The following is a 20,894-nucleotide window of genomic DNA, read 5'->3' as shown; positions in this document are numbered from 1 at the left end:
ACACCCTATTTTGCATCAAGTTCTTCTAACATTTTATTCAACTTAGAACCATTACTCATACTTTGTTCCAAATAATCATCCACAACCTTCCATTTGTCATATTCCCATGCACTGGTAATCGTTTTTATCTGTTCATCACCTTTATTAACTGCATCAACTGCCTTGCTTAAAAGTTTCACATTATTCGGAAGATCATTCATACCTATTTTAGGGTTACACGGAGCCTGGCCTGTCTCTAAAACAATTCTCTTTTGCACTTCATCACTAAGCATATACTTAAGAAAACGTATACACGCTTCCTCTTTCTTTTTATCCTGCTGTTTTGCCAAAACATACCCCGAAGGAGGTGAAACGTAACTAATACTACGTCCATCATTTGAAGGGTAAGCAGCACAATCATAATCATCGCTTAGCTTACTTTGTTCCAACGCTTCTGATTCCCATACTCCATTAAAGTAAATCACCGTCTTTCCTTCAATAAATCGCTGCCGAGCACTCTCTATATTCTCTACCGGACAGGAGTACTGATTCAATCGTGCCAGATCTGCAACAACATGTTCTACGGCTTCTTTATTTATTCCATTTACAGGATCTTGTGCTGATGCCAACCCCGATTGGCCATCCCCTGCAAGCCTTGCTAAAAATAAAAATTCTGTCAATTGTTCTTCTTCAAGTGAAAATACCGAAATATCTTGTCCTGACTGATCAATCCAGTTCTGAAGTTTCTCCACCATATTCATAAAATCATCCCATGTTTTGGGTATACTTATATTTCCCTCTTTGTCCAATACCCCCGCCTCTTCCAAATACTTTTTATTATACCAATATCCACTTAATTCCAAAGCATCTGGAATCGTATATATCCTTCCATCATCAGTTTCCCATGTTTCAAATACAGAAGGATGAATTTGTCTTTTCCATTCAGGATCTGCCTCTAAATACGGCATTAAATTTAAAGCCATTCCAGCCTTTATCGCATTATCCACATAATAAGACAGACTGTTTGTACTGACAATATCCGGAATTTCTCCCACTGCAAGCATATCATTTGCTTTCTCTACTGCAATTTCATTATTCATATATTCAATACAGTTTAGCTTAATATCCGGATTTTTCTCTGAAAAACCATTGTATATTTCCTGCATCATCTTATAGCTTTCCAGCGTTCCTCCATACCCATGCACAAGGGTAATCTCTACACATTCCTGTTCTTCTTTTTTACTACATCCTCCAATTATTATCATACATACAATGATTATTACTGCTTCAAAATATCTTTTCCAATTTCTAAATACCCTCATGAAGTCCTTCCTCTAAACTCCCTAAAATCAATTATTTTTGCATATTGTCTTGATTCTTCTGCTGCCAATGCCATAAGATGACTGTCTACCGAAACGGAAACGTCAGTCGTCCTGATCCCTTTTCCATCATTAGCGATCAAAGCAGTAAATTCTCTCATCATTGCAGTATCGCTTCCACTGTGCCCTCCTTCGGGTGTATGTACTTGAATATTGGTTCGGCTGCCTGAGACAAAATCATCCACAATAATTTCTCCTTTTTCCATGTTTCCCCATATCTGGCCTTTTGTTCCCATAAGCAAAATCTCCCTAAAACATTCCTTCGAAAAAGCTGACATCGTGAAATCTGCCCGTACCCCATTTTCAAACTCAATATTAACAATCTGATGGTCACATACATTATTATCACAGTAAAATACGCATCTTCCATAAGGGCCAGATGCCAGTTTCTCCATTACCCTGTCTGAATCTATCTCTTCACTTACTGCATAGATCAATTTATCTTCAACCGCTTTTGGATGTTCCAAATAAAATCGCGGAGCATAGTAGGGGCATGATTCCATATGAGGGCATCCATCCATACAATACTTTGGCGCCTCATTTGGAGCATTATCGGTCCTGAAAAATGTTAGATCACCAAAAGATTGTATCTTAGAGCAGCGGCTTCCTGCAAGCCAAAGAAGAATATCCAGATCATGGCAACATTTTGCCATAATAATCGGACATGAAAGTTCTTTGTTCCTCCAGTTTCCTCTTACAAAACTATGTGCGTAATGCCAAAAACCAACATTCTCGGTATGCCTTATGTTAATCAATTTTCCGATAATCTCTTCTTGAAGCAGACTCTTTATCTTCTTAAAAAACGGAGAGTATCTTAGGACATGGCATACTGACAGAACTCTGTCATATTCGGCAGCCGCTTTTTCCATAAGCAACATTTCTTCTCGTTCTACTGACATCGGTTTTTCGCACAGTACATGGTATCCCTTGCGGAGCGCCAGCATAACCGGTTCAAAGTGCTCATGATCTTGAGTGCACACTAAAACACAGTCTGCAAACTTAGGTCGTTCCAGGACTTCTTTGTAATCTTTAAAACAAAATTCATCCGAAATTTCATACTCTTTTGCAAAGGATTCTCTGCGTACATCATTAGGTTCTGCCACAGCTTTAATACGAAAATTGGCGGGATATTCTTTTGCGTATGTTGCATATGCTTTCGCGCCTCTAAGTCCCGCGCCGATTAAAATTGCAGTCACTTGATACATAATTCCACTCCTTATCATTCTTAAATAATTTCTTCCATCTCCGCTCTTCCTTACTTATATAACGGCCCATATGTAGCACACGCCCGATAATCCTGTCCTTCTTTATCCATCCCAAAAGCATTCCAAACAGCAGGACGGAATATTTTTTCTTCTGGTACATTATGCATGGAAACAGGAATACGTAATATGGAACAAAGGGTAATCAAATCCGCTCCTATATGTCCATAGCTGATGGCTCCATGGTTCGCTCCCCAATTGTTCATTACATCATAGGCAGTCTTAAAAACTCCCTCTCCCGTAACTCTCGGTACAAACCAGGTACATGGCCAAGTGTAATCCGTTCGTTTCCAGAGAATATCTGATACTTTTTCTGGAAGATTTACTGTCCATCCTTCCGCAATCTGCACTGTTGGCCCTAATCCCTTTACTAAGTTAAGACGCATAATAGTCACTGGCATCTCAGAATCCGTTAAAAAACGAGAAGAATATCCCCCACCACGGAAATATCCAAAATCCGCCGGATTCCATGTCACAGCTTCCATGATCCTATCCTGATCGTTTTCTGTAATATCAAACCACTGTTTCATTACAGCATTTCCACTTTCGTCCTTTACTGCACCACTGGCATCCAAACATGCTGCACCAGAATTAATCAAATGTATAAATCCTGATGACTCTTTCGCCTTCCCTTCCAGCTGATATCCTGTAGCTTTTTCCACTGCTTCAGGACTCCAGTAAGTCCGTACATCCGCAAAAATCTGTGCACGATTTGTAAGGAGTTTCATGAACATCATACCCAAACCGTTTAGCACATCATTTTCTGTTGCCAAAATATACGGCTCTCTTGCCCCATTCCAGTCAAATGAAGTATTTAAAAGAGCTTCTGCAAAATCTGCATTGGGGTAAAAATCTGTCCACTGTCTCTGTCCCTGGAATCCTGCAGCAAGTGCATTATGTCCACACTGTTCTTCTTCACATCCTTTCGGAAGATTTTCGTTTCCATTCATCAGATCTTTAATAATACACATCATCTTGACTACAAATTCCCAATCTTGATCCTTCTCTTCTCTTGTTTTTTGTGTTTCTAGTGGATTTTTATCAAAACCTTCCCTGCAGTGTTTTTTTGTCCAGGAAAGTGCCTTCAGAAATTCTTTTTCATCATAAATCCCCTCTTCCATACGACGAATAATTTCAACTTCATCAACAGATTCCACACGCATTCCAAGATATGATTCGATAAAATCATGATCAATGATAGATCCTCCGATTCCCATACACATAGAACCTATCTGAAGATAAGATTTTCCTCTCATAGTAGCTGCAGCTATTGCCGCCCTGCCAAAACGAAGCAATTTTTCTTTGACATCTTCTGGAATCTCCTTTGCATCAGCATTTTGTACATCATGACCGTAAATTCCAAAGGCCGGAAGCCCCTTTTGAGCATGGGTTGCCAATACACTTGCTAAATATACCGCGCCTGGTCGTTCCGTTCCGTTGAATCCCCAAACTGCTTTAATAGTTGAGGCATCCATATCCATGGTTTCTGCCCCGTAGCACCAACAAGGCGTGACAGTTAGTGTAATTTCTACTCCCTCTTTTCTAAACTTGTCTGCGCAGTCGGCAGCCTCAGCTACGCCACCAATAGTCGTATCCGCAATCACAGTCTTTACGGCCTCTCCGTTAGAATATTTCAGATTGTTTTCAAAGAGCTCTGCTGCTGCACGAGCCATTTTCATTGTCTGTTCTTCTAAAGTTTCACGCACATTTAGATATCCTCTTCTACCATCAATCGTGGGACGTATTCCAATAACCGGATAACTGCCAATCAATCTGTTTTTTCCCATATTTGCACCTCCAAATCTTCTTATATTCACATTATAAGTTTGCGTTTCCCCTATTTCCTGTGATATAATTGCAAAAAATGGGATAATATTCACTTTTTGGAGGTAACATGCACTATTTGGATTATAATGAAAAAAGACAACATGGAACTAACGACTTTCCCCTCGCTTATTATGATATTGACCAACATCATCCCCGTTATACAATGCCATTTCATTGGCATCAAGAAACTGAACTTCTACATATATGTAAAGGTAATATGCGAATCTACCTTAATGACAAAGAATTCCTTGCTCATGCCGGGGATCTGATTTATATTGCAGGAGGGGTAATTCACGGAGGGGAACCTGAAAACTGTATCTATGAATGTCTTGTGTTTGATCCTACTACACTTTTAATGCATACCCATGCAGTGCGTCAATATCTGAGAAAAACCGAATATGAACAGCTCTCCATACACGAACATTTTAGTTGCCTATCTTCTGATCTATCAGTCTGTCTTCATTCTCTGTTCTCCGCAGCCCGAATCCGTTTTTCTGGTTGGGAAATGAGTGTTCTTGGTGGACTATTCCAATTTTATGGCATTCTCTTTCGTGAAGGTTATTTTAAAAAAAAGACAGATACGCCCGTACGTATCCGTCATCTAAAAATCCAACAGTTAAAACCTGTTTTAGAATACATAGAAGGCAATTACTCTCAACCAATTACTTTAGATACTCTTTCCCGAATTGCCGGTATGTCCCCAAAATATTTCTGTCGTATATTTCGTACTGTCATTCACCGTACGCCTATCGACTATCTCAACTATTATCGTATTGAAAAGGCTTGCTATTTATTAGAAACAGAAGATCTTTCTATTACAGAAGTCGCTTATCATTGCGGTTTTAATGATAGCAGTTATTTTATCAGATGTTTCAAAAAATATAAGCAAATCACTCCAACAAAATACTTAAAAAAACAATAAGAAAATTGTTCTGTATCAATATAATTATGAATTGTATGGAAGGCCTCGCATCCTTATCAGGTATATAAAAGCTGCCCTATGCATTCAATAAACTCATATATGCCCCTTAAATCGGCATCGGCTTGACCGGTGGTAGTTACCTCATAAATCATATACCGTAATCTTCGCGAATATCAGCAAATGCCTGAAATCTTAGTGTTTCCATTTAACTATATAATACCAACTTGTACGCACAATAGCAATACGCTTTTATTTACCTTTTTGAGAATTTCAAGAACCGTTTTCCCGGTTTCGGACTCTCCAGATACCAGAATAACCTGACCAGTCTCGTCTGACTTTAATGCCCGCCTGATTTTCTCCAGGTTCTCCTCCTTGGCCCGCTTCTGCTCATGTCTTTGGTAAAAAAACGGATATAAAGGCAGATCTTTGATTGTTGACATTTCCTGGTGCGCGGTGCTATAATGTTAAAAATTAAAACCGAAGATGAGGAAGTTAGGCTGTGAAACGGTCTTCAGCGAATCCGGGATGGTGGAAGCCGGACAGATGTCAGTAGCAGCAAGTGGGCCTCGGAGGGCGAAGTGAACGTTTATCAAGTAACTGAGACGCAAGACCAGCGTTATAGGGTCAGGAGTGTGATGGCACTCTGTGAAAGAGGGTATATTTTATACCAAACAAGGTGGTACCGCAGGTTTTATACCTGTCCTTGAATGAATCTATTCAAGGACAGGTTTTTTTATTTCGCCGGAAAGGATGTTTATCTATGAAGCATGATGAATTTACATTGTACGATTTAAAGGTCGAGGTTATCGCCTCAGACAAGCCCATGGTATGCAGCCATAAGGAAGGGGACTACTTCCTGGTCATCGGAGAAAATCTGGTCTTTCCGCAGACCACCTCATTTTCCATGTATTCCCTTGCCGCCCTGCTTCCGCTTCTTCCGGCTAAGCAAAGAGAACTGCATGAAAATGACTGGATGCTCTCGGATAGCGTGATCGCTTGTCCGGATCCCAATTGCGGCGCACGTTTTAAGATTACGCGGATCGGTAAGCGGACATTCAGCCACGCCGACTGTACTGTGGAAGATATTTATAAGGGAAATGAAGACTAATTAAGTTTCGATATGGAGGGAAAAAAATGACACAGAGAATGGAATTAGCCAAGGATTATACGATCAGCAGGGTGTTAAATGGCTGCTGGCAGTTATCAAAAGGCCACAGCCTGCAGGGCAGCCTGGATCTTAAGGATGTTATGAAGGCGTTTCACATGCTGGTAGAGCAAGGATTTACGACGTTTGACTGTGCGGATATCTACACAGGCGCGGAGGAATTCATCGGCCAGTTTGTAACGGAACTCAAGAACGGCCATGGCTTTTCCGCTGACGATATCCAGATACATACGAAATATGTGCCGGATATTAATTACTTAAGCCAGGTAAACTATGAATTTACTGAAAAGATCATCGACCGGAGCCTGATGCGCCTGAACCGGGACACCCTGGATCTGGTGCAGTTCCACTGGTGGGACTATGATGTGCCGGGATGTATCGAGACCGCAGGCGACCTGATGCGCTTAAAAGAAAAGGGAAAAATCCGCAACATCGGCGTGACCAACTTTGATACGGCACATTTAAAAGAACTGGTGGATGCCGGAATTCCGGTAGTCTCCATGCAGGCGCAGTATTCCGTATTTGACCGCCGTACGGAGCGGAAAATGCTGGACTACTGCAAAGAAAATGATATCAAGCTATTATGCTACGGAACCCTCTCCGGCGGATTCCTGGCAGAGAAATGGATGGGCAGGAAAGCCGCGGAGCCCGAGACCCGTTCCCAAGTAAAATACCTTCAGATCATCGAAGATTCTCTGGGCTGGGATGGTTACCAGGAATTGCTTGTACTTCTAAAGGGAATTGCGGAAAAATATGACGCCAGCATTTCCAATGTCGCAACCAAGTACATCCTAAGCCAGGACGGCGTTGCCGGCGCTATCGTAGGAGTCCGCAACAGCAGGCACGTAGAATCCAACGCGCAGATATTCAAGTTTGAACTGGCAGAGGACGATATTCACGCAATCCGCACGTTCCTTAAGCAATTTCCGACTCCACAGGGCGAGCCGTTTGAGTTAGAGCGTACCGTAGGCTCAAAATACCGTAATATTATGCATATGAATATCACGAAAGAGTGAAAAACGGATATGCCGCCTTCGGCATATCCGTCTGATTACATACGTTATGTCCCTACGTTGGCATTATCCAAATCAGGTTTATGGGTCAAGGCAATATCAGCCTACTCTCAGCCTGCTCCATATCTGCAAGCTCCCCGTTGTTCTGTTTTATACAACGTTAATTATACTACTTTCCAGTTTCTTTGCAACCTTTTTCCACAATTTTACCTTCCGCAATTTGTTGTATGGTTAATCAACTAGATCAAACCAATTTATTATACAACTAAATATTTTTTAGACGATAATTTATGTATGCTCATAATTGGCTGTGCATCTCTACCAGTTAACTGAATAACTGCCTATAAATTTCCACGCACAGGATTGTGCCGGAGGTGTACAGCATTTCCGGGTGAATCGCGTTTTGGGTCTTCCTTGGCACCCTTCTCCAATTAATATTTTCTTAGGGTATCATTGGAATCATCCGTAGTCTTCTCTATCTTCTTGACCACCACGTAATATCCATTGTCGCCATTGGTCTTAACCTTTACGCGGTCTCCCGCCTTTCGACCTTTGATGGCCTTCCCCAGCGGGGATTCTATGCTGATCAGGCCCTGTAGGGAATTGCCGCGCACGCTGGTGACAAGACGGTAGGTCTCTGTCTCATCATCGTCCTCGAAATATACTTCTACCGTATTATTAATCCCTACTTCATCTTCCCCGGAATCATCCGAGATGATTCTGGCGTTCTTGAGCATCCGCTCCAGATAGCGTATCCTGCTTTCGTTGCGGTTTTTATCCTGCTTCGCTGCCTTGTATTCAAAGTTCTCGCTTAAGTCTCCCTGTGCCCGAGCCTCTTTTACCGCTTCCAGTTCCCTCTTGCGGACCACCAGCTTCCGGTATTCAATCTCTTCCTTTATCTTCTTGACGTCACTTCGCGTTAACTGCTCTCCCATGCGATATCCTCCTCCCGATCAATTTTACGCACCAGTTGTGTAGGTTTGACACGTAACATTTTTCAATTTTACACGTAACACTTTTCAACTTTGTTACGTGCTCATTTTACCTTCCCAAGCATTCGTTTGTCCAGCATTTTTAGCAGGATGAGTCCTGCCAGTGCCAGACAACACTGGGTAACGCCGGCGCTGTCCATACTCCATCAAGCCCCCAGGTCTTTGGGAAGATGAATACCATGCAGAGTGAAAGAAACATTTAATTAAGAAGTAAAAATAGTGTCTTCGACACTTCAACTCCCCTGCCCCTCAATCATGAGGGATAGGGGTTTCTTTTTGCTTCATTTTGCTTCATAATGGTCTTATGAATATCTTACAAAAAATTTTTATCGAACATTATGAAGAAATGATTTATCTTCAACATCCTCGTGATGCTATTGTTGAGAATGTAGAAAAAATGATTCATTGTGGCGATCCATCTTATGGTGGCGCCATGTATATTTGTCCCAATTGTGGTAATTTCAAATTTACTGCTTTTCGTTGTCATTCTCGCTTCTGTCCAACTTGTGGTAACATGTATTCCATTGACAGAACTACTGCTATGTCTTTTAAGATTATTGATGTACAACATCGGCATTGTGTTTTTACCATTGATGATTCTTTGCGGCCTTTTTTTCTTAAAGACCGTTCTCTTCTTAACTGCCTTTTTTCGGCAGTCAACAGCGTGATTTCTCGTATGTTCCATAAAGAAAATAAATCTGAATTATTTACTCCTGGATTTATTTGCGTCCTTCATACCTTTGGCAGAGATTTAAAATGGAATCCTCACATTCACTGCCTTGTTTCTGAAGGTGGTGTTGGTAATACTCTTTCCTGGCGACACTTCAAACATTTTAACTATCATTTTTTACGTGATGCGTTCCAAACTGCTCTTTTAAATGAACTCCATCAAAAAATAGGTCCAGCTTTCAAAAAAGTAAAATCTGCTATCTATGCAAAAGATAAAAATGGTTTTTATGTTCGCGCCATGCCTAACAAGTGTAATCCTTCTCAGGTTATCAAATATATCGGTCGTTATCTTGGCAGACCTGTTATTGCTACTTCTCGCATTGATTCTTACGATGGTGATTTTGTCACCTTCCATTACAACCGTCATGAAGACAATAAACTTATTACAGAAACTGTTCCTGTTTTGGAATTCATTGACCGCTTAACACAACACATCCCTGAAAAACATTTTAAAATGATTCGCTATTATGGTATTTACGCTCGTCACCGTAATTCTGACAATTTTTTACGAAAAGCCATTTCCAGAGAAAAACATAACTTTTTTCTTTCACTCAATAGGTGGCGTGATTCAATCTTACATTCTTTTGGTTACGATCCTTTAAAATGTCCGAACTGTGGAAAAACCATGCTATTTTTAGAACTATATTTTAATCATAATCCTGTTCCTTTGCATGAATTATACGAAAAGGCTATGCAAAAACATAGATGTCGTTCGCCTGCCTCGTTTTCATATCTTCCAAAACCTCTTTTCTCATGATAAACTCAATATATCTTAAGAACGGAGGCCACACTATGAAACGTATAACAGAAGCAGAACTCGCAAAGGAACTAAGGGAACAGTACATTAAAAATCCACCAGAAGGTATGACTTCTAAAGAAGTCCATGACATGAGTGACGACGAACTTCTGGATATGGATTATTTCTTACATGAATTTGATAACCTTGATGATGACGATTTTGGTGAAGAGGGCTTTTACATCTTTTAATCCAAACCGTCTGATTCACTATGCCCGCTTTTGAGCGGGCTATTTTAGTCCCCAAGTTCTCCGAAAGGAGAACTTTCCTATAAAGGAACAAAGTTAACACTACAAAGGAGAAACACCTGATATGGAAAAGAAAAAACTCGAATTCAGAGGGGGATGGATGGCTGCATTCCTTCCGGTATGCATCTTCCTATTCTTCTGCATCTTATATTTTATCGTATTGAAAGCATTTGAAATGTACGCGCTTGCAATGGGAGCCTTCGTGGCACTGCTAATCAGCGCCGTCTTCACTAAGAAAGGACACTATGACCGCTTCTGGGAAGCCGTCTATGACGGCGCGAAAGAGGCCATTCCGGTTACCGTCCTGCTGCTGATCATCGGCATGTTTTCTGCCATGATCAAGGCTGCCAATATTTCCACCGGCTTTGTATGGCTCGCCGATAAACTGCATGTGGGCGGCGGCTTATTTACGGCATTTACCTTTTTTGCCGTATGTATCATAGCTTCCGCTACCGGCTCCTCCCTGGGAACCATGTTCACCTGCTTCCCTATCTTCTACGCAGCCGGCATCCTGCTGGGAAGCAATCCGTCCGCACTGGCAGGCGCCATCGTATCCGGCGGAATCTTTGGCGACAACCTGGCTCCCATCTCTGATACGACGATTATATCTGCGGGCACCCAAGAATACACGGAAAAATCCGGCTTCGCGGATGTAGGCGGGTGCGTGACCAGCCGATTGAAATACTCGCTAACTGCCGGTGCGATCTCTTTTGTACTGTTCTGGATATTTGGAGGCGGCGGAACGCTTGGCAGCGGCGCAGAGGAGATACTTACTCAAAATATGAACCCTGCCACGCTGGTCATGCTGGTTCCTGTAGTGGTGATGCTGGTTACCGCCGTAAAAACCAGAAATATTTATAAAGCCATTACCGTCGGACTGATTCTGGGAACCATCGTGGGACTGGCTTTCCACCTTCTGCCCCCAAGCAGCATCCTATCCGTCAAGGACGGCGCGCCTGCCGGATTCCTCACCGATGGTATCAATGGGATGATCGCAACCATCACCCTTGTACTTTCCGTATATGGAATCATGGGCGTACTCACTGCTGCCGGAGCCTTGGAGAAGATTACCAATATGATCCTGGACAGCAAATTTGGCCAGACTACCCGCGGTGCAGAGATTGCCATGATGCTTGGGATCTCCATCACAACCATGTTCTTCGGCGGCGTGACCAGCGCCTCCATGGCTACCTTCGGAAAGATCCAGAACGAGATTGGGAAACGTGTCGGCCTGCACCCATACCGCCGGGCCAATCTGCTGGATGGATTTGCCAATTCCATCGTCCTGGCAGTTCCGTTTCTGAGCGTATTCGTATTCATCGGATCTTCCCTTACGGCCGGATATGAATATGCAGATGCCTTATCCGTTACCCAGGTAAGCGGATTCATGTTTTACTGCTTCTCGTTGTTCCTGGTACTGCTGTTCTCCGTAATAACCGGCTGGGGCAGAGCATACGAAGGCGCATACGGTAAGCCGGTGAGAACTTTGGAAAAATCGGAATAAAAGATTCAAAAAGAAACGATTCCTTCGGGTTTGACAGCATTCCTGCAACTGGCATAACCTCGTATGGATTGGCGCTGTCTGCCAACAAGAACGGATTGATAGGACGCTTCTTTCCGTTCTTGTCATAGGAAATGTTCCGCTATCCTTGCTATATACACTTCTTCGCCTCTCACTGCAGGCAGACCCAAATGCTTGATTCTTGAATTGACAGCCATGTTGTCAACTATTTTCAAAACTTTTGTGGCTCGTCGTTATTTTTCTACATATTGCACAAAAATAGGGGTTAACGCAGAGGAAAATAGAATTCCGGGATTCCCGTGGAATATGGCGCTATGTCATACTGCTGGTAATAGATAACTCCGCTGCCCGGCTGTAAATAAAAACTATTCACATTAAAAGTATCCCTTAACAGAGATCTGTAATCCTCAAAATATGAGCCTGGGGTTTCTCTTAACCGTTTAGCGATTTGCCTTGCTATCGATCTGTGCAGTTGGTACAGAGAAGCAGGCGTAAGCGGGTAGGCGTCTGCCAGTTTTAACCGATTCCCAGTCACAAAGTCCCATGTGTCGGATGTCCGCTTTGTCTCGCCATGCGCCCCTCCCATATAGGTATAGGTATCCGTATATAAACTGGTAATGCACCCGGCATTATAAGTAATTTGATAGACCACCTCCAGGGTATAGCTGTTGAATGGCAGCCCATCTTGATGATACCTTTTATCCTCTGCTGCCTGCGCAAATAGGATATTCCGGCAATATTCCTCCGTATCCATTGCCCTCTTGGCATAGTAGGCATTTATGGCCCTGCCGGCGGTTTCGTCACATGTGGTGGTAAAGGAAGGATAGTTGATCTTATAGACAAATACAGGGATATCCCCATAATACATCGTGTCTTCCAGCGTTTTTTGGGTGACTGTCTGCATAATGCCTCCCGATATAGAACTAGTTGTAATATTATATTCCATCCAATGTCCTTTGGTCACAGGATAAGTAATATGCCGTACGAAAATAAGGCTACGGCAAAACATAACTTGTATCTTCTGCCACAGCCTACTCTAAAAACTCTCTATCCTATTGCGGCGCTTATTCTATCCCGCACCTTACATTCTTGCACAAACTTGCTATAATTTCGCCTCTGAGAGCATAAACTCCAGTTGGTCCGCACGTTTCTCCACGATCTTGTCCACGTTCTTGACCAGTTCCAGAAGCGCCTCGATCACCGCCGTCTCGCTTAAGTGATTATAGTTCTTATAATAATCAAAGCGGGAGGAATCCCCTTTGGAAAGAAGGACGTGATCTGCCAATTCTCCCAGCTTCGAGTTGCCGTATTCTGTAATGGCGATCACCTTCAGCCCCTTTTCCTTCGCAAGTTCGGCTCCCTGAATGACCGTCTTGGTTATCCCCGACTTTGATATGGCGATCAGCACGTCATTCTCATCGGCAAGGTTGATGGTATTCAGATAATAATCCGCAAGTCCGCTGTAAGTCGCCTTGATCCCGATCCTGCCCAGACAGAATCCCATATGCTTCGCCAGGGTTCCTGTATCTCCCGCCGCGATCACATGCACCTCATGGCAATTGTCAATAAGCCTGGCGCATGTGCTCATGGCATCCAGATCGATCTTGCTGCTGAGATTCTGCATGATATCCGCATATTTCCGGAATATGCCGGCCACGATATTGGCCTGGTCATTATCCCTTTTTTCTTCTCTTCCCATCATTCCCATATCGCGGGCCAGCATGGTACGGAACGGCCAGTAGCCGGTGTATCCCGCATGCTGGCACATCCGCACGACGGTCGCCTCGCTTACCCCGCTTGCCATAGCCAGTTCCTTGACCGTATATTCTGTTACCTGATTTGGATGTCTTAATACACAATCCGCTACCTTCCGCTCTGTAGGCGAGAATTCGCGATAGTGCTTCTGTATATTATCGATTACGCTTTTTTCACTCATATTTTTATGTTCCTTCTGTGGAATTGGAGAATATCCATATCCTGTGTATCCTGTCCTCCCCCTGATGAAAATAAGGTGCTCTGGATGATTTTTCCTATAAGCATTATAACTTTTATATACAACGAATTCAATTGTGTTTTAAGACTTTTGGTTTTTAGAACCTGCAAAGGGTCTTCATTCTTTCTTCCAGATATGGCACAAGACGCGCCCTTGCGTATTCCGGCAGGTTGATGATCTTTACTGGATCCGGGTTCTTGGCGTTTTCTTTTACGAACTCTGCCACCGCGTCATAGTATCTTCCCAGGAATTCTGTTCCCAGATTAAACTTGCGGATTCCTTTTGAAAATGCAATCAAGAGTTGTTCATCCGGAATACCGCTGCCGCCATGGAGTACCAGCGGGACATTCACGGCTGCGTGAATCTCTTCCAGCCTTGCGATGTCCAGGTTCGGCGTATCCTTATACTCTCCATGGGCGTTTCCGATGGAGATTGCCAGAGAATCCGCGCATGTCTCCCGGCAGAACTTTTCCGCGGCATCCGCCTTGGTATATAGGTCCTCCTTGTTGTTATCCGCATTTGCCGCGATACCTACGTGCCCGATCTCTCCTTCCACGATGGCCCCCAGTTCATGCGCCTTGTCTACGACTTTCTTGGTAAGGGCAATATTCGTATCCAGATCATTCATGGAGCCATCCATCATGACCGAACGGAATCCCTTATTGACCGTGTTGATGATCGCGTCATAGGTATAATCATGATCCGCATGCAAGCCGATGGGAACTTTGGCCTCTTTGGCCATCTCCTCTACCATGGCTGCGAATCCGCTGAGGTTACAGGTCTTCTGGATCGTGACATGCTCCGGATAGAGCATGATGATCGCCGGCGTATTCGTCGCCTCCGCCGCGCATACGACGGATCTTGCCATCGTATCATCCATACATATAAATGCTATGGCTGAAGTGTTGCTCTCCTCTGCCATTTTTAAAATATTTTCCACTCTCTCGTACATAAAATCATCCTTTCTTCTAATCTTTAATTATCAACCATTGTTCTGCGCCTATATGCGCCGGTCCTTAGTCAGCTGCGGAAGCAGGCCGCCCGCGAAGAAGTCGCCCAGGCCGACCACCGTCGGATTCTCCACGAAACGTAAGTCCTTGCAGGGAACACAGCAGACCGCCTCCCCTGCCCGCTCCTCAATCTCCTGACGGAATCTTTTTCCCTCTTCCTTTGCCGCCAGCCGCCCCGTCTCCTCATACTCCTTTCTTCCAAAATCATCCCCGCGCCAGAAGCGGGTGGCTGCCATCGTGATGCCGCCTTCCAGGGCGCGCTCATACTTTCTGGCATCTTCCCCATAGGTCAGCGCCCAGGCGGCCGAATGGACCAGAAGCGTCGGAACCTTCACCTTCTCATACACCTCTCTTACCGCATCCAGAACCTCTTCCACATTCAGAATGTCGATCCTGCGCTGGATGTATTCCTGCAGTTCGTCCTCGTTCATACTCAGAACGTCCACCACGTCCCGCAGCGCCTGATGCACATAGACGCGGAAATCCTTGCGAATATAGCATCCATCCTCCATCACGACGATGGCGTCCTTGGGAAGCGTCCCAAGGAGTCTCCGGGTCCGATCCATGCGGTCTTCCAGAATCTCCTCATCCAGGATCTCGCTGAAGCAGGATAAGAGGAATGCTTCCGCATCCTGTATCATCGGCGCGTAATCTTCAGAAACTTCTATCAGCAGGCTGTCGATATCCCGGGAAAACATCACCCGGTTCTCCCGGGGCGTCGTAAAATCAATGTCATTTGCCCGGATACGCACCCCGCCCTGATAGGACAGGATGACATGAGGATAGACTTCTTCCCTCTCATGCTGAACACCTACCATATAATGGATCTCTTTTGGCAGAAGTTCCTTCATATAACGGTTGAAGCAGCATAACTGGATCGCGCTCTCGTACCCCAGCTTGCTGATCGCCATCGCGGCGCGTGTCGCCGTGCCGCCGATGGTGACGCGGTACTGGAACCGATTAGCGAAGTCCAGGCAGATCTGGTTCGTGTCGGGCACCAGCTCGCATCCCATTCCCCGCTTCATATGCCACAGGCTGGATATGAGAAGCGCCCGCACCGAGTCAATTGGAATATCGCCGTCTACAAGATCGGCATCCCGGACGTCAAACTCCCGGATCATCTGCTCCACCACCTTTGCGTCCCAAGTCATTTCAAAATCAACGCAAGTGTGGAACCCTAATGCTATCTTTTCACCCATTTTCCTACATTTCCTTTCTCTCTTTTTTTCTGTCCTGTTATCCTTTTACCGCTCCCGATGACATTCCGGCGATAAAGTATTTCTGGAAGAAGATGAACAGAATCAATACCGGAAGAGAGCCTAAGAAACTCATCGCCATCATCTGGCTCCAGTCGTAGGTATGCTGCCCCATCAGCATGTTGATGCCGATGGGCACCGTACGCATATTGGTGGTCTGGGTCAGGGCCAGGGCAAACAGGTACTCATTCCATGCCTGCATGAAGGTGTACATTCCAACGGATACCAGGCCAGGCACGGACACCGGAACCAGAATCTTCCACAGCGCTTTCATGCGGGATCCTCCGTCGATCATGACGGCTTCATCCAGATCCGTAGAAAGCGTGTTGAAATATCCGGTGATCATCAGGATGCAGTACGGCAGCGTGAATACCAGATAGGTCAGAATCAGGGCCCAATATGTATTAAACAGTTTCAGCGCCACGATCAGGCTTAGATACGGAATCAAAAGCACGATCGGGGGAACCGCCTGCACGCTTACGATCAGCGTATTGATCAGTCCCTTTAACGGGAAATCAAACCGGCTGAACGCATAAGCGGCCAGAATCCCGATCACCAGCGTCAGCACCACTACGACTGCTGATACAAAGTAACTGTTCAGGAAATACCGGACCTTTTCCGCATCCGTCAGAATCTCGATATAGGAACGCAGGCTGAATGATTTGTCAATAAAGGTCGGCGGCCAGGAGAATATCTCCGTGTTAGACTTTAAAGATGATATGAACATCCATAAAACCGGAAATCCCGCGAAGGCTCCGCCCAGAATCAGTAAAATACTCAAAATCACCTTAATCGGCTTCTTGTAACTTCCTACCATGCCTATTCCCTCGCTTTCTTTTGCTGCTTGACATAGAAAATGGCTACGACCACGCATACGATCAGCAGAAGCACCGCCACCGCGGATGCAATGCCATACTGGCTGCTGTTAAATGCCAGCTTGTAGATGTAGATGCTGAGCGTCTGCGTCGAATTGACCGGCCCTCCTCCTGTCATCATCCAGATAACCGCAAAAGACTGAAGCGTCCACACAAAGTCAAGCATGGCGATGCTGATCAGGATAGGCTTAAGCTGGGGAATCGTGATATGCCAGAAGGATTTCCATTTTGTGGCCCCGTCAAGCGCGGAACTTTCATACAGATCCTCCGATATGCCCTGCAATCCGGCCAGAATGCTGATCATGTAAAATGGGTATCCGCACCAGATATTGACAAAGGTAATGGTCGCCAGCGCAACACTCTGATTGCTCAGCCACTCCGTATCCTTTGTGGCCAGATTCAGGAAGGAAAGCAGATAATCCACGATCCCGGCGGGCTGCAGCATCAATTTCCACAAAATCGCAATTACCGATGCCGTGAATACCCATGGAAGGACATAGATGACTCTGGCAATGGTCTTCGTCCTTGATTTGAAATACTTCGTGTTCAGGAGAAGCGCGAAGCACATCCCCAGGACAATATGGGCCACGACGCTCACTACCACGAAGATAAACGTGGTCTTGACTGCGCCCACGAACTCGCTGTCTGCCAGGATTTCTATATAATTATCCAGCCCTACGAATACAGGGTCGGCCACTACGATCGCATTATTCTGGAAGGAATACTTCACGATCAGGCAGATGGGGACCACCAGCAGGACCAGCATTAAGATCACTGTGGGAGACAGGTATAAATATGGCGTAATCTGTTTTTTCAATTTTAAACCGCTCTTGTTTTTCATCAGTTTATCTCACTCCATCTGATCTCTTCTATAAAGGAAAATGGAGCCACAAGAACTATGACTCCATTTTCGCATTTCATTACAATTGGATGCTAACTTCTCGTTCGCTTACTTGCCATATACCTCATCAATATCTTTCTGCACCTTGCCAAGGAAGGTATCCACATCCTGCTTGCCATCCATATATGGCACAAGTTCATTGATGTAGTCTGTCATGATGGTATTTGCTTCCTTCATGCCCGTGAACTCATTGATCGGATAGCCGCCCTGATACATGTCGTAGATGTCCTGGAATACTTCATCCGCTCCACTGTAATCCGGCTTCGCAAGCGTGCTGTTCGGGAATGCGGACTGTGTCACTGCCAGGTCTGCACAGATGGATCCGTCTTTTCCGTCCGCTCCGCTTAACAGATATTCGATAAACTTCATAGCCTCTGCCTTGTGCTCGCTCTTTTCCGTTACTCCAAGAGCCCAGCTTGCAACGCACATTCCCTTGTCGCCTGTGTAGTCATCCTTAACCGGAATCGGCGCTCCTGTAATGTTCATGTCCGGAGCTTCCTTGCGGTAGGAAGTAAGAAGAGCCGCAGAGTTGATATGGAACGCAATCTCGCCGCTGCAGAACTTGGAAGACATATCAGCCTCTGTCAGAGAACTCATGCCTGGATAGATATATCCCTTATCATTTAATCCCTTCATATACTCTGCAAATGCTTTCATATCCGCATTGTCAGCGATATTATAATTGCCGTCCTCATCCTTGATCTTGATTCCGGATGCCCACGCAAATCCCATGTAGGAGTTCTGGATTCCTGATGGAGATGTCGTATCCAGATTCAGCGCGAATGGATAGTATCCCGCATCCTTAATCTTCTGGCATGCCGCCTCGAATTCGGACCAAGTCTTAGGAAGCTCTGTAACACCGGCCTCATCCAGAATATCCTGGTTCGCATACATCGGATAAGCAAAGTTAACGACTGGAACCGCGTATGTAGAGCCGTCTACCTGCCACTCGCTGTCGATGATGTCCTGGTCAAAACCATCCTTGTCCATCAGATCCGACTGATTTGTCAGGATGCCCTGGTCCGCGAAATCGTATACCCAGCTGCTGTCTACGCTGACGATATCCGCTACCGTTCCGGTACTGGCTCCTGAGGTAATCTGCGTCTTTGTATCCGCGAACGGCGCGCTCAGCAGTTCGATCTTGACGCCAGTCTCTTTTTCGTACTTGTCCACAATGTCCTGCACGTAGCCTTCCGGACATTCCACTGCCCACCACTGCTGCCACTTAAGCGTCACACTCTTGTCGCCGCCTTCGTCCTTCGAATCCCCGCCAGAACCGCTTGCGCAGGCTGCAAGCCCCAGAACCATGGTTCCCGCCAGAACTGCCGACAAGCCCTTTTTCAACAACGTTACTTTTTTCATACTATTCCTCCTTTTTTCTTTCGGCTTTGCCTGAAATTTTATGTCATAATCATAGCAATCCTGAAATTAATTGTCAATCTGTATTAGAAATTAAATTTCATTTCAGCCTTTTATATAAATTAAATTTCTTATTTTTGTGTATTATTACAATAGAAAGAGTTTATTTTTTGTTTTTTGTGGATAAATCGCTTAGATTTTTGATATAAGATTAAAATGCTGTTTGATTTTTGATACTTTCTTTGAATGAAAATAAACCTTCAAATTGATGAAAGTTTATTTTCGTTTTGAGATATCTTAAGATCTTCCTGTTTCTATCCTTTGTTGGCCGAATCCTTCTTTGACAGTTTGCATAGGGTTCTCTCTGGCATCACATAATAATTCATTATTCTTCATCCAGATACTCGCTATAATCCAATTCGCTTGCAAACAGCATGTAGTCGCCATCCACATAACCCATGTAACCATTATCTACTGCATATCCTTTCATATTCCTTGCCTCCTTATCATGAATCCAAACTTATTGTTTTCTATTTCGTGTCTTTCTTATGTCGTTCTTATCGGTTTTCTTGACTTAACTTTACCCCATTAGGTGTCCAATAAAAATACCAACATAAAAGGAGCAGTTCCCCAAACGGAACTGCTCCTGCTATATTCTATAACTTATTCCATATTATATTGTTCGACTAATCTTTTTATTTCCTGATTGACTTGCTGTACCACGCTCTCGGGCCCGATGATCTTCACTCCCTTTCCAAGCGCAAATACCCATCCGAAAAACTGCTGGCTTACGACTACATCGACACTTATGGAAAAATGATTGTCATCCACCGGTACCATGGAAACGTCTTTTCCGAACCTGTCTATGACCACCCCTGCCATCTGATTGTCCATCAGCAATCTGACACGCTCTTCCTTCCCTCCAAACATGGAAAAGTTCTTCCTGGAATAGGTGCCAATGTCAAATTTCTCAAAATACTTTTTCCCCTCCCTTGGCTCATCAGACATACGGATCTTAAGCATCTTATCTACCCGATAATGCTTGATCATCTGATCATCTGAATCATATCCTACCAGATAATAATTCTCATCGTTCCAGGACAATCCCCATGGGCTGATATGGTACATCTCCCCATTATGCCGTAACTCCATCTCTTTCTTCAGATTCCACTGGAAATACTGAAACATAATCTTCTTATTTTCCGTAATCGCATTATGTATGGAATCCACGTTATAGTAGATGCTTTCATTCATCGTCTTGATTCTTCCGGACACATATACTTGACGCTGCAGTTTTTTGGCTTCATACTCGCTGCATAAACTTTCCAGCTTGCGGATCAATTCATTCGATTTTCTGGCAGTTATGAATTTGGATGACTGAATCGAATCTACCAATAGTTTTAGTTCAGGCAGTTCAAACTGCCTGCTTCCCACATGGTAATAATACGTCCTCCCGACCTGCTCTCCGATGACTTCTACACCTAACTTTTCCAGAGCCTGCAAGTCGGCGTAGATGCTTTTCCGCTCTGCTGAGACTTGGTATCTCTCCAACTCTGTTAATATCTCCGGCATTGTGATGCTGTGCTCGTCGTCGGTCTTTTCCAGCATGATTTTCATGAGGTAGTATAGTTTGAACTTTTGATTTGCTCCTTTGGGCATATGCATT

Annotated in this window: 18 protein-coding genes and 1 riboswitch; of the genes, 6 read left to right on the top strand and 12 right to left on the bottom strand. The window is 44.4% G+C overall.

From position 1 onward, the window contains the following. Positions 1-5 precede the first annotated feature (5 nt). From HDCHBGLK_RS09900 to HDCHBGLK_RS09890, 3 genes are read right to left on the bottom strand one after another with little or no spacing between them, the layout of a single operon-like run. Positions 6-1,301, bottom strand: a complete 1,296-nt coding sequence (locus HDCHBGLK_RS09900) for an ABC transporter substrate-binding protein (protein WP_004604897.1) — start codon at positions 1,299-1,301, stop codon at positions 6-8. After that, the gene (locus HDCHBGLK_RS09895; RefSeq protein ID WP_039909209.1) at positions 1,298-2,563 is read right to left on the bottom strand and encodes a Gfo/Idh/MocA family protein; all 1,266 of its coding nucleotides are present in this window, start codon (positions 2,561-2,563) and stop codon (positions 1,298-1,300) included. Before HDCHBGLK_RS09895 ends, HDCHBGLK_RS09900 begins: the two co-directional genes overlap by 4 nt. 50 nt (positions 2,564-2,613) lie before the next feature. Next, positions 2,614-4,407: an L-fucose isomerase gene (locus HDCHBGLK_RS09890; protein ID WP_009247880.1), complete on the bottom strand. Its 1,794-nt coding sequence runs from the start codon at positions 4,405-4,407 to the stop codon at positions 2,614-2,616. Positions 4,408-4,514: 107 nt separating this feature from the next. Here HDCHBGLK_RS09890 and HDCHBGLK_RS09885 point away from each other — a divergent pair, with 107 nt between their 5' ends. The 3 genes from HDCHBGLK_RS09885 to HDCHBGLK_RS09875 all read left to right on the top strand — a co-directional run bounded on the left by HDCHBGLK_RS09885 (position 4,515) and on the right by HDCHBGLK_RS09875 (position 7,550). Next, positions 4,515-5,369 (top strand): AraC family transcriptional regulator, encoded by an 855-nt coding sequence (locus HDCHBGLK_RS09885; protein WP_004604900.1) that lies wholly within the window; start codon positions 4,515-4,517, stop codon positions 5,367-5,369. Positions 5,370-6,129: 760 nt separating this feature from the next. Further along, positions 6,130-6,477, top strand: coding sequence for a TIGR04076 family protein (locus HDCHBGLK_RS09880; protein WP_004604902.1), 348 nt, complete (start codon positions 6,130-6,132; stop codon positions 6,475-6,477). A gap of 26 nt (positions 6,478-6,503) precedes the next feature. Further along, positions 6,504-7,550, top strand: a complete 1,047-nt coding sequence (locus HDCHBGLK_RS09875; protein WP_004604903.1) for an aldo/keto reductase — start codon at positions 6,504-6,506, stop codon at positions 7,548-7,550. A 31-nt stretch (positions 7,551-7,581) separates the two neighbouring features. Further along, a riboswitch (TPP riboswitch) is annotated at positions 7,582-7,697 on the bottom strand. Positions 7,698-7,978: 281 nt separating this feature from the next. Here HDCHBGLK_RS09875 and greA read toward each other — a convergent pair. Then, a complete protein-coding gene (gene greA, locus HDCHBGLK_RS09870; RefSeq protein ID WP_009248716.1) occupies positions 7,979-8,482 on the bottom strand; it encodes a transcription elongation factor GreA in 504 nt (167 codons plus the stop codon). 361 nt (positions 8,483-8,843) lie between these two features. Here greA and HDCHBGLK_RS09865 point away from each other — a divergent pair, with 361 nt between their 5' ends. The 3 genes from HDCHBGLK_RS09865 (at position 8,844) to HDCHBGLK_RS09855 (ending at position 11,816) form a co-directional block, all read left to right on the top strand. Continuing rightward, positions 8,844-10,025, top strand: a complete 1,182-nt coding sequence (locus HDCHBGLK_RS09865; protein ID WP_039909242.1) for an IS91 family transposase — start codon at positions 8,844-8,846, stop codon at positions 10,023-10,025. 35 nt (positions 10,026-10,060) lie between these two features. Further along, positions 10,061-10,255: a hypothetical protein gene (locus HDCHBGLK_RS09860; RefSeq protein ID WP_004607984.1), complete on the top strand. Its 195-nt coding sequence runs from the start codon at positions 10,061-10,063 to the stop codon at positions 10,253-10,255. A gap of 121 nt (positions 10,256-10,376) precedes the next feature. Next, positions 10,377-11,816, top strand: a complete 1,440-nt coding sequence (locus tag HDCHBGLK_RS09855) for a Na+/H+ antiporter NhaC family protein (protein WP_004608181.1) — start codon at positions 10,377-10,379, stop codon at positions 11,814-11,816. Between the two features lie 283 nt (positions 11,817-12,099). Here the strand turns inward: HDCHBGLK_RS09855 and HDCHBGLK_RS09850 are convergent, their stop codons facing one another. The 8 genes from HDCHBGLK_RS09850 to HDCHBGLK_RS09815 all read right to left on the bottom strand — a co-directional run bounded on the left by HDCHBGLK_RS09850 (position 12,100) and on the right by HDCHBGLK_RS09815 (position 20,887). Beyond that, the gene (locus HDCHBGLK_RS09850; protein WP_039909986.1) at positions 12,100-12,738 is read right to left on the bottom strand and encodes a DUF3298 and DUF4163 domain-containing protein; all 639 of its coding nucleotides are present in this window, start codon (positions 12,736-12,738) and stop codon (positions 12,100-12,102) included. Between the two features lie 198 nt (positions 12,739-12,936). Further along, a complete protein-coding gene (locus HDCHBGLK_RS09845) occupies positions 12,937-13,770 on the bottom strand; it encodes a MurR/RpiR family transcriptional regulator (protein WP_004608179.1) in 834 nt (277 codons plus the stop codon). A 154-nt stretch (positions 13,771-13,924) separates the two neighbouring features. Then, positions 13,925-14,779, bottom strand: a complete 855-nt coding sequence (locus HDCHBGLK_RS09840) for a class II fructose-bisphosphate aldolase (RefSeq protein WP_004608177.1) — start codon at positions 14,777-14,779, stop codon at positions 13,925-13,927. 48 nt (positions 14,780-14,827) lie between these two features. Beyond that, positions 14,828-16,036, bottom strand: a complete 1,209-nt coding sequence (locus HDCHBGLK_RS09835) for an ADP-dependent glucokinase/phosphofructokinase (protein ID WP_004608176.1) — start codon at positions 16,034-16,036, stop codon at positions 14,828-14,830. Between the two features lie 37 nt (positions 16,037-16,073). Continuing rightward, positions 16,074-16,910: a carbohydrate ABC transporter permease gene (locus HDCHBGLK_RS09830; protein ID WP_004608175.1), complete on the bottom strand. Its 837-nt coding sequence runs from the start codon at positions 16,908-16,910 to the stop codon at positions 16,074-16,076. 2 nt (positions 16,911-16,912) lie between these two features. Then, complete coding sequence (locus tag HDCHBGLK_RS09825; protein ID WP_004608174.1) at positions 16,913-17,809, bottom strand: carbohydrate ABC transporter permease; 897 nt, start codon at positions 17,807-17,809, stop codon at positions 16,913-16,915. A 108-nt stretch (positions 17,810-17,917) separates the two neighbouring features. Next, positions 17,918-19,231 carry an ABC transporter substrate-binding protein gene (locus tag HDCHBGLK_RS09820; RefSeq protein WP_004608173.1) on the bottom strand — a complete coding sequence of 438 codons (1,314 nt, stop codon included), beginning with the start codon at positions 19,229-19,231 and terminating at the stop codon, positions 17,918-17,920. Positions 19,232-19,891: 660 nt separating this feature from the next. Then, entirely contained in the window at positions 19,892-20,887 is a 996-nt protein-coding gene (locus tag HDCHBGLK_RS09815) for a helix-turn-helix transcriptional regulator (RefSeq protein WP_009247888.1), read from the bottom strand. Positions 20,888-20,894: the final 7 nt, after the last annotated feature.

Source organism: [Clostridium] scindens ATCC 35704, from assembly GCF_004295125.1.
GTDB classification, from domain to species: domain Bacteria; phylum Bacillota; class Clostridia; order Lachnospirales; family Lachnospiraceae; genus Clostridium_AP; species Clostridium_AP scindens.
Note: the sequence above shows the minus strand (reverse complement) of the source record. Positions and strands in the feature narration are given on the sequence as shown.

Excerpts from the sequence above, each read along its gene's own strand:
- HDCHBGLK_RS09900 (WP_004604897.1), bottom strand. The coding sequence starts at position 1,301 with ATGAGGGTATTTAGAAATTGGAAAAGATATTTTGAAGCAGTAATAATC.
- HDCHBGLK_RS09890 (WP_009247880.1), bottom strand. The coding sequence starts at position 4,407 with ATGGGAAAAAACAGATTGATTGGCAGTTATCCGGTTATTGGAATACGT.
- HDCHBGLK_RS09830 (WP_004608175.1), bottom strand. The coding sequence starts at position 16,910 with ATGGTAGGAAGTTACAAGAAGCCGATTAAGGTGATTTTGAGTATTTTA.
- HDCHBGLK_RS09865 (WP_039909242.1), top strand. The coding sequence starts at position 8,844 with ATGAATATCTTACAAAAAATTTTTATCGAACATTATGAAGAAATGATT.
- HDCHBGLK_RS09850 (WP_039909986.1), bottom strand. The coding sequence starts at position 12,738 with ATGCAGACAGTCACCCAAAAAACGCTGGAAGACACGATGTATTATGGG.
- HDCHBGLK_RS09825 (WP_004608174.1), bottom strand. The coding sequence starts at position 17,809 with ATGAAAAACAAGAGCGGTTTAAAATTGAAAAAACAGATTACGCCATAT.
- HDCHBGLK_RS09860 (WP_004607984.1), top strand. The coding sequence starts at position 10,061 with ATGAAACGTATAACAGAAGCAGAACTCGCAAAGGAACTAAGGGAACAG.
- HDCHBGLK_RS09815 (WP_009247888.1), bottom strand. The coding sequence starts at position 20,887 with ATGCCCAAAGGAGCAAATCAAAAGTTCAAACTATACTACCTCATGAAA.
- HDCHBGLK_RS09840 (WP_004608177.1), bottom strand. The coding sequence starts at position 14,779 with ATGTACGAGAGAGTGGAAAATATTTTAAAAATGGCAGAGGAGAGCAAC.
- HDCHBGLK_RS09855 (WP_004608181.1), top strand. The coding sequence starts at position 10,377 with ATGGAAAAGAAAAAACTCGAATTCAGAGGGGGATGGATGGCTGCATTC.
- HDCHBGLK_RS09880 (WP_004604902.1), top strand. The coding sequence starts at position 6,130 with ATGAAGCATGATGAATTTACATTGTACGATTTAAAGGTCGAGGTTATC.
- HDCHBGLK_RS09875 (WP_004604903.1), top strand. The coding sequence starts at position 6,504 with ATGACACAGAGAATGGAATTAGCCAAGGATTATACGATCAGCAGGGTG.
- HDCHBGLK_RS09885 (WP_004604900.1), top strand. The coding sequence starts at position 4,515 with ATGCACTATTTGGATTATAATGAAAAAAGACAACATGGAACTAACGAC.
- HDCHBGLK_RS09845 (WP_004608179.1), bottom strand. The coding sequence starts at position 13,770 with ATGAGTGAAAAAAGCGTAATCGATAATATACAGAAGCACTATCGCGAA.
- HDCHBGLK_RS09895 (WP_039909209.1), bottom strand. The coding sequence starts at position 2,563 with ATGTATCAAGTGACTGCAATTTTAATCGGCGCGGGACTTAGAGGCGCG.
- HDCHBGLK_RS09820 (WP_004608173.1), bottom strand. The coding sequence starts at position 19,231 with ATGAAAAAAGTAACGTTGTTGAAAAAGGGCTTGTCGGCAGTTCTGGCG.
- greA (WP_009248716.1), bottom strand. The coding sequence starts at position 8,482 with ATGGGAGAGCAGTTAACGCGAAGTGACGTCAAGAAGATAAAGGAAGAG.
- HDCHBGLK_RS09835 (WP_004608176.1), bottom strand. The coding sequence starts at position 16,036 with ATGGGTGAAAAGATAGCATTAGGGTTCCACACTTGCGTTGATTTTGAA.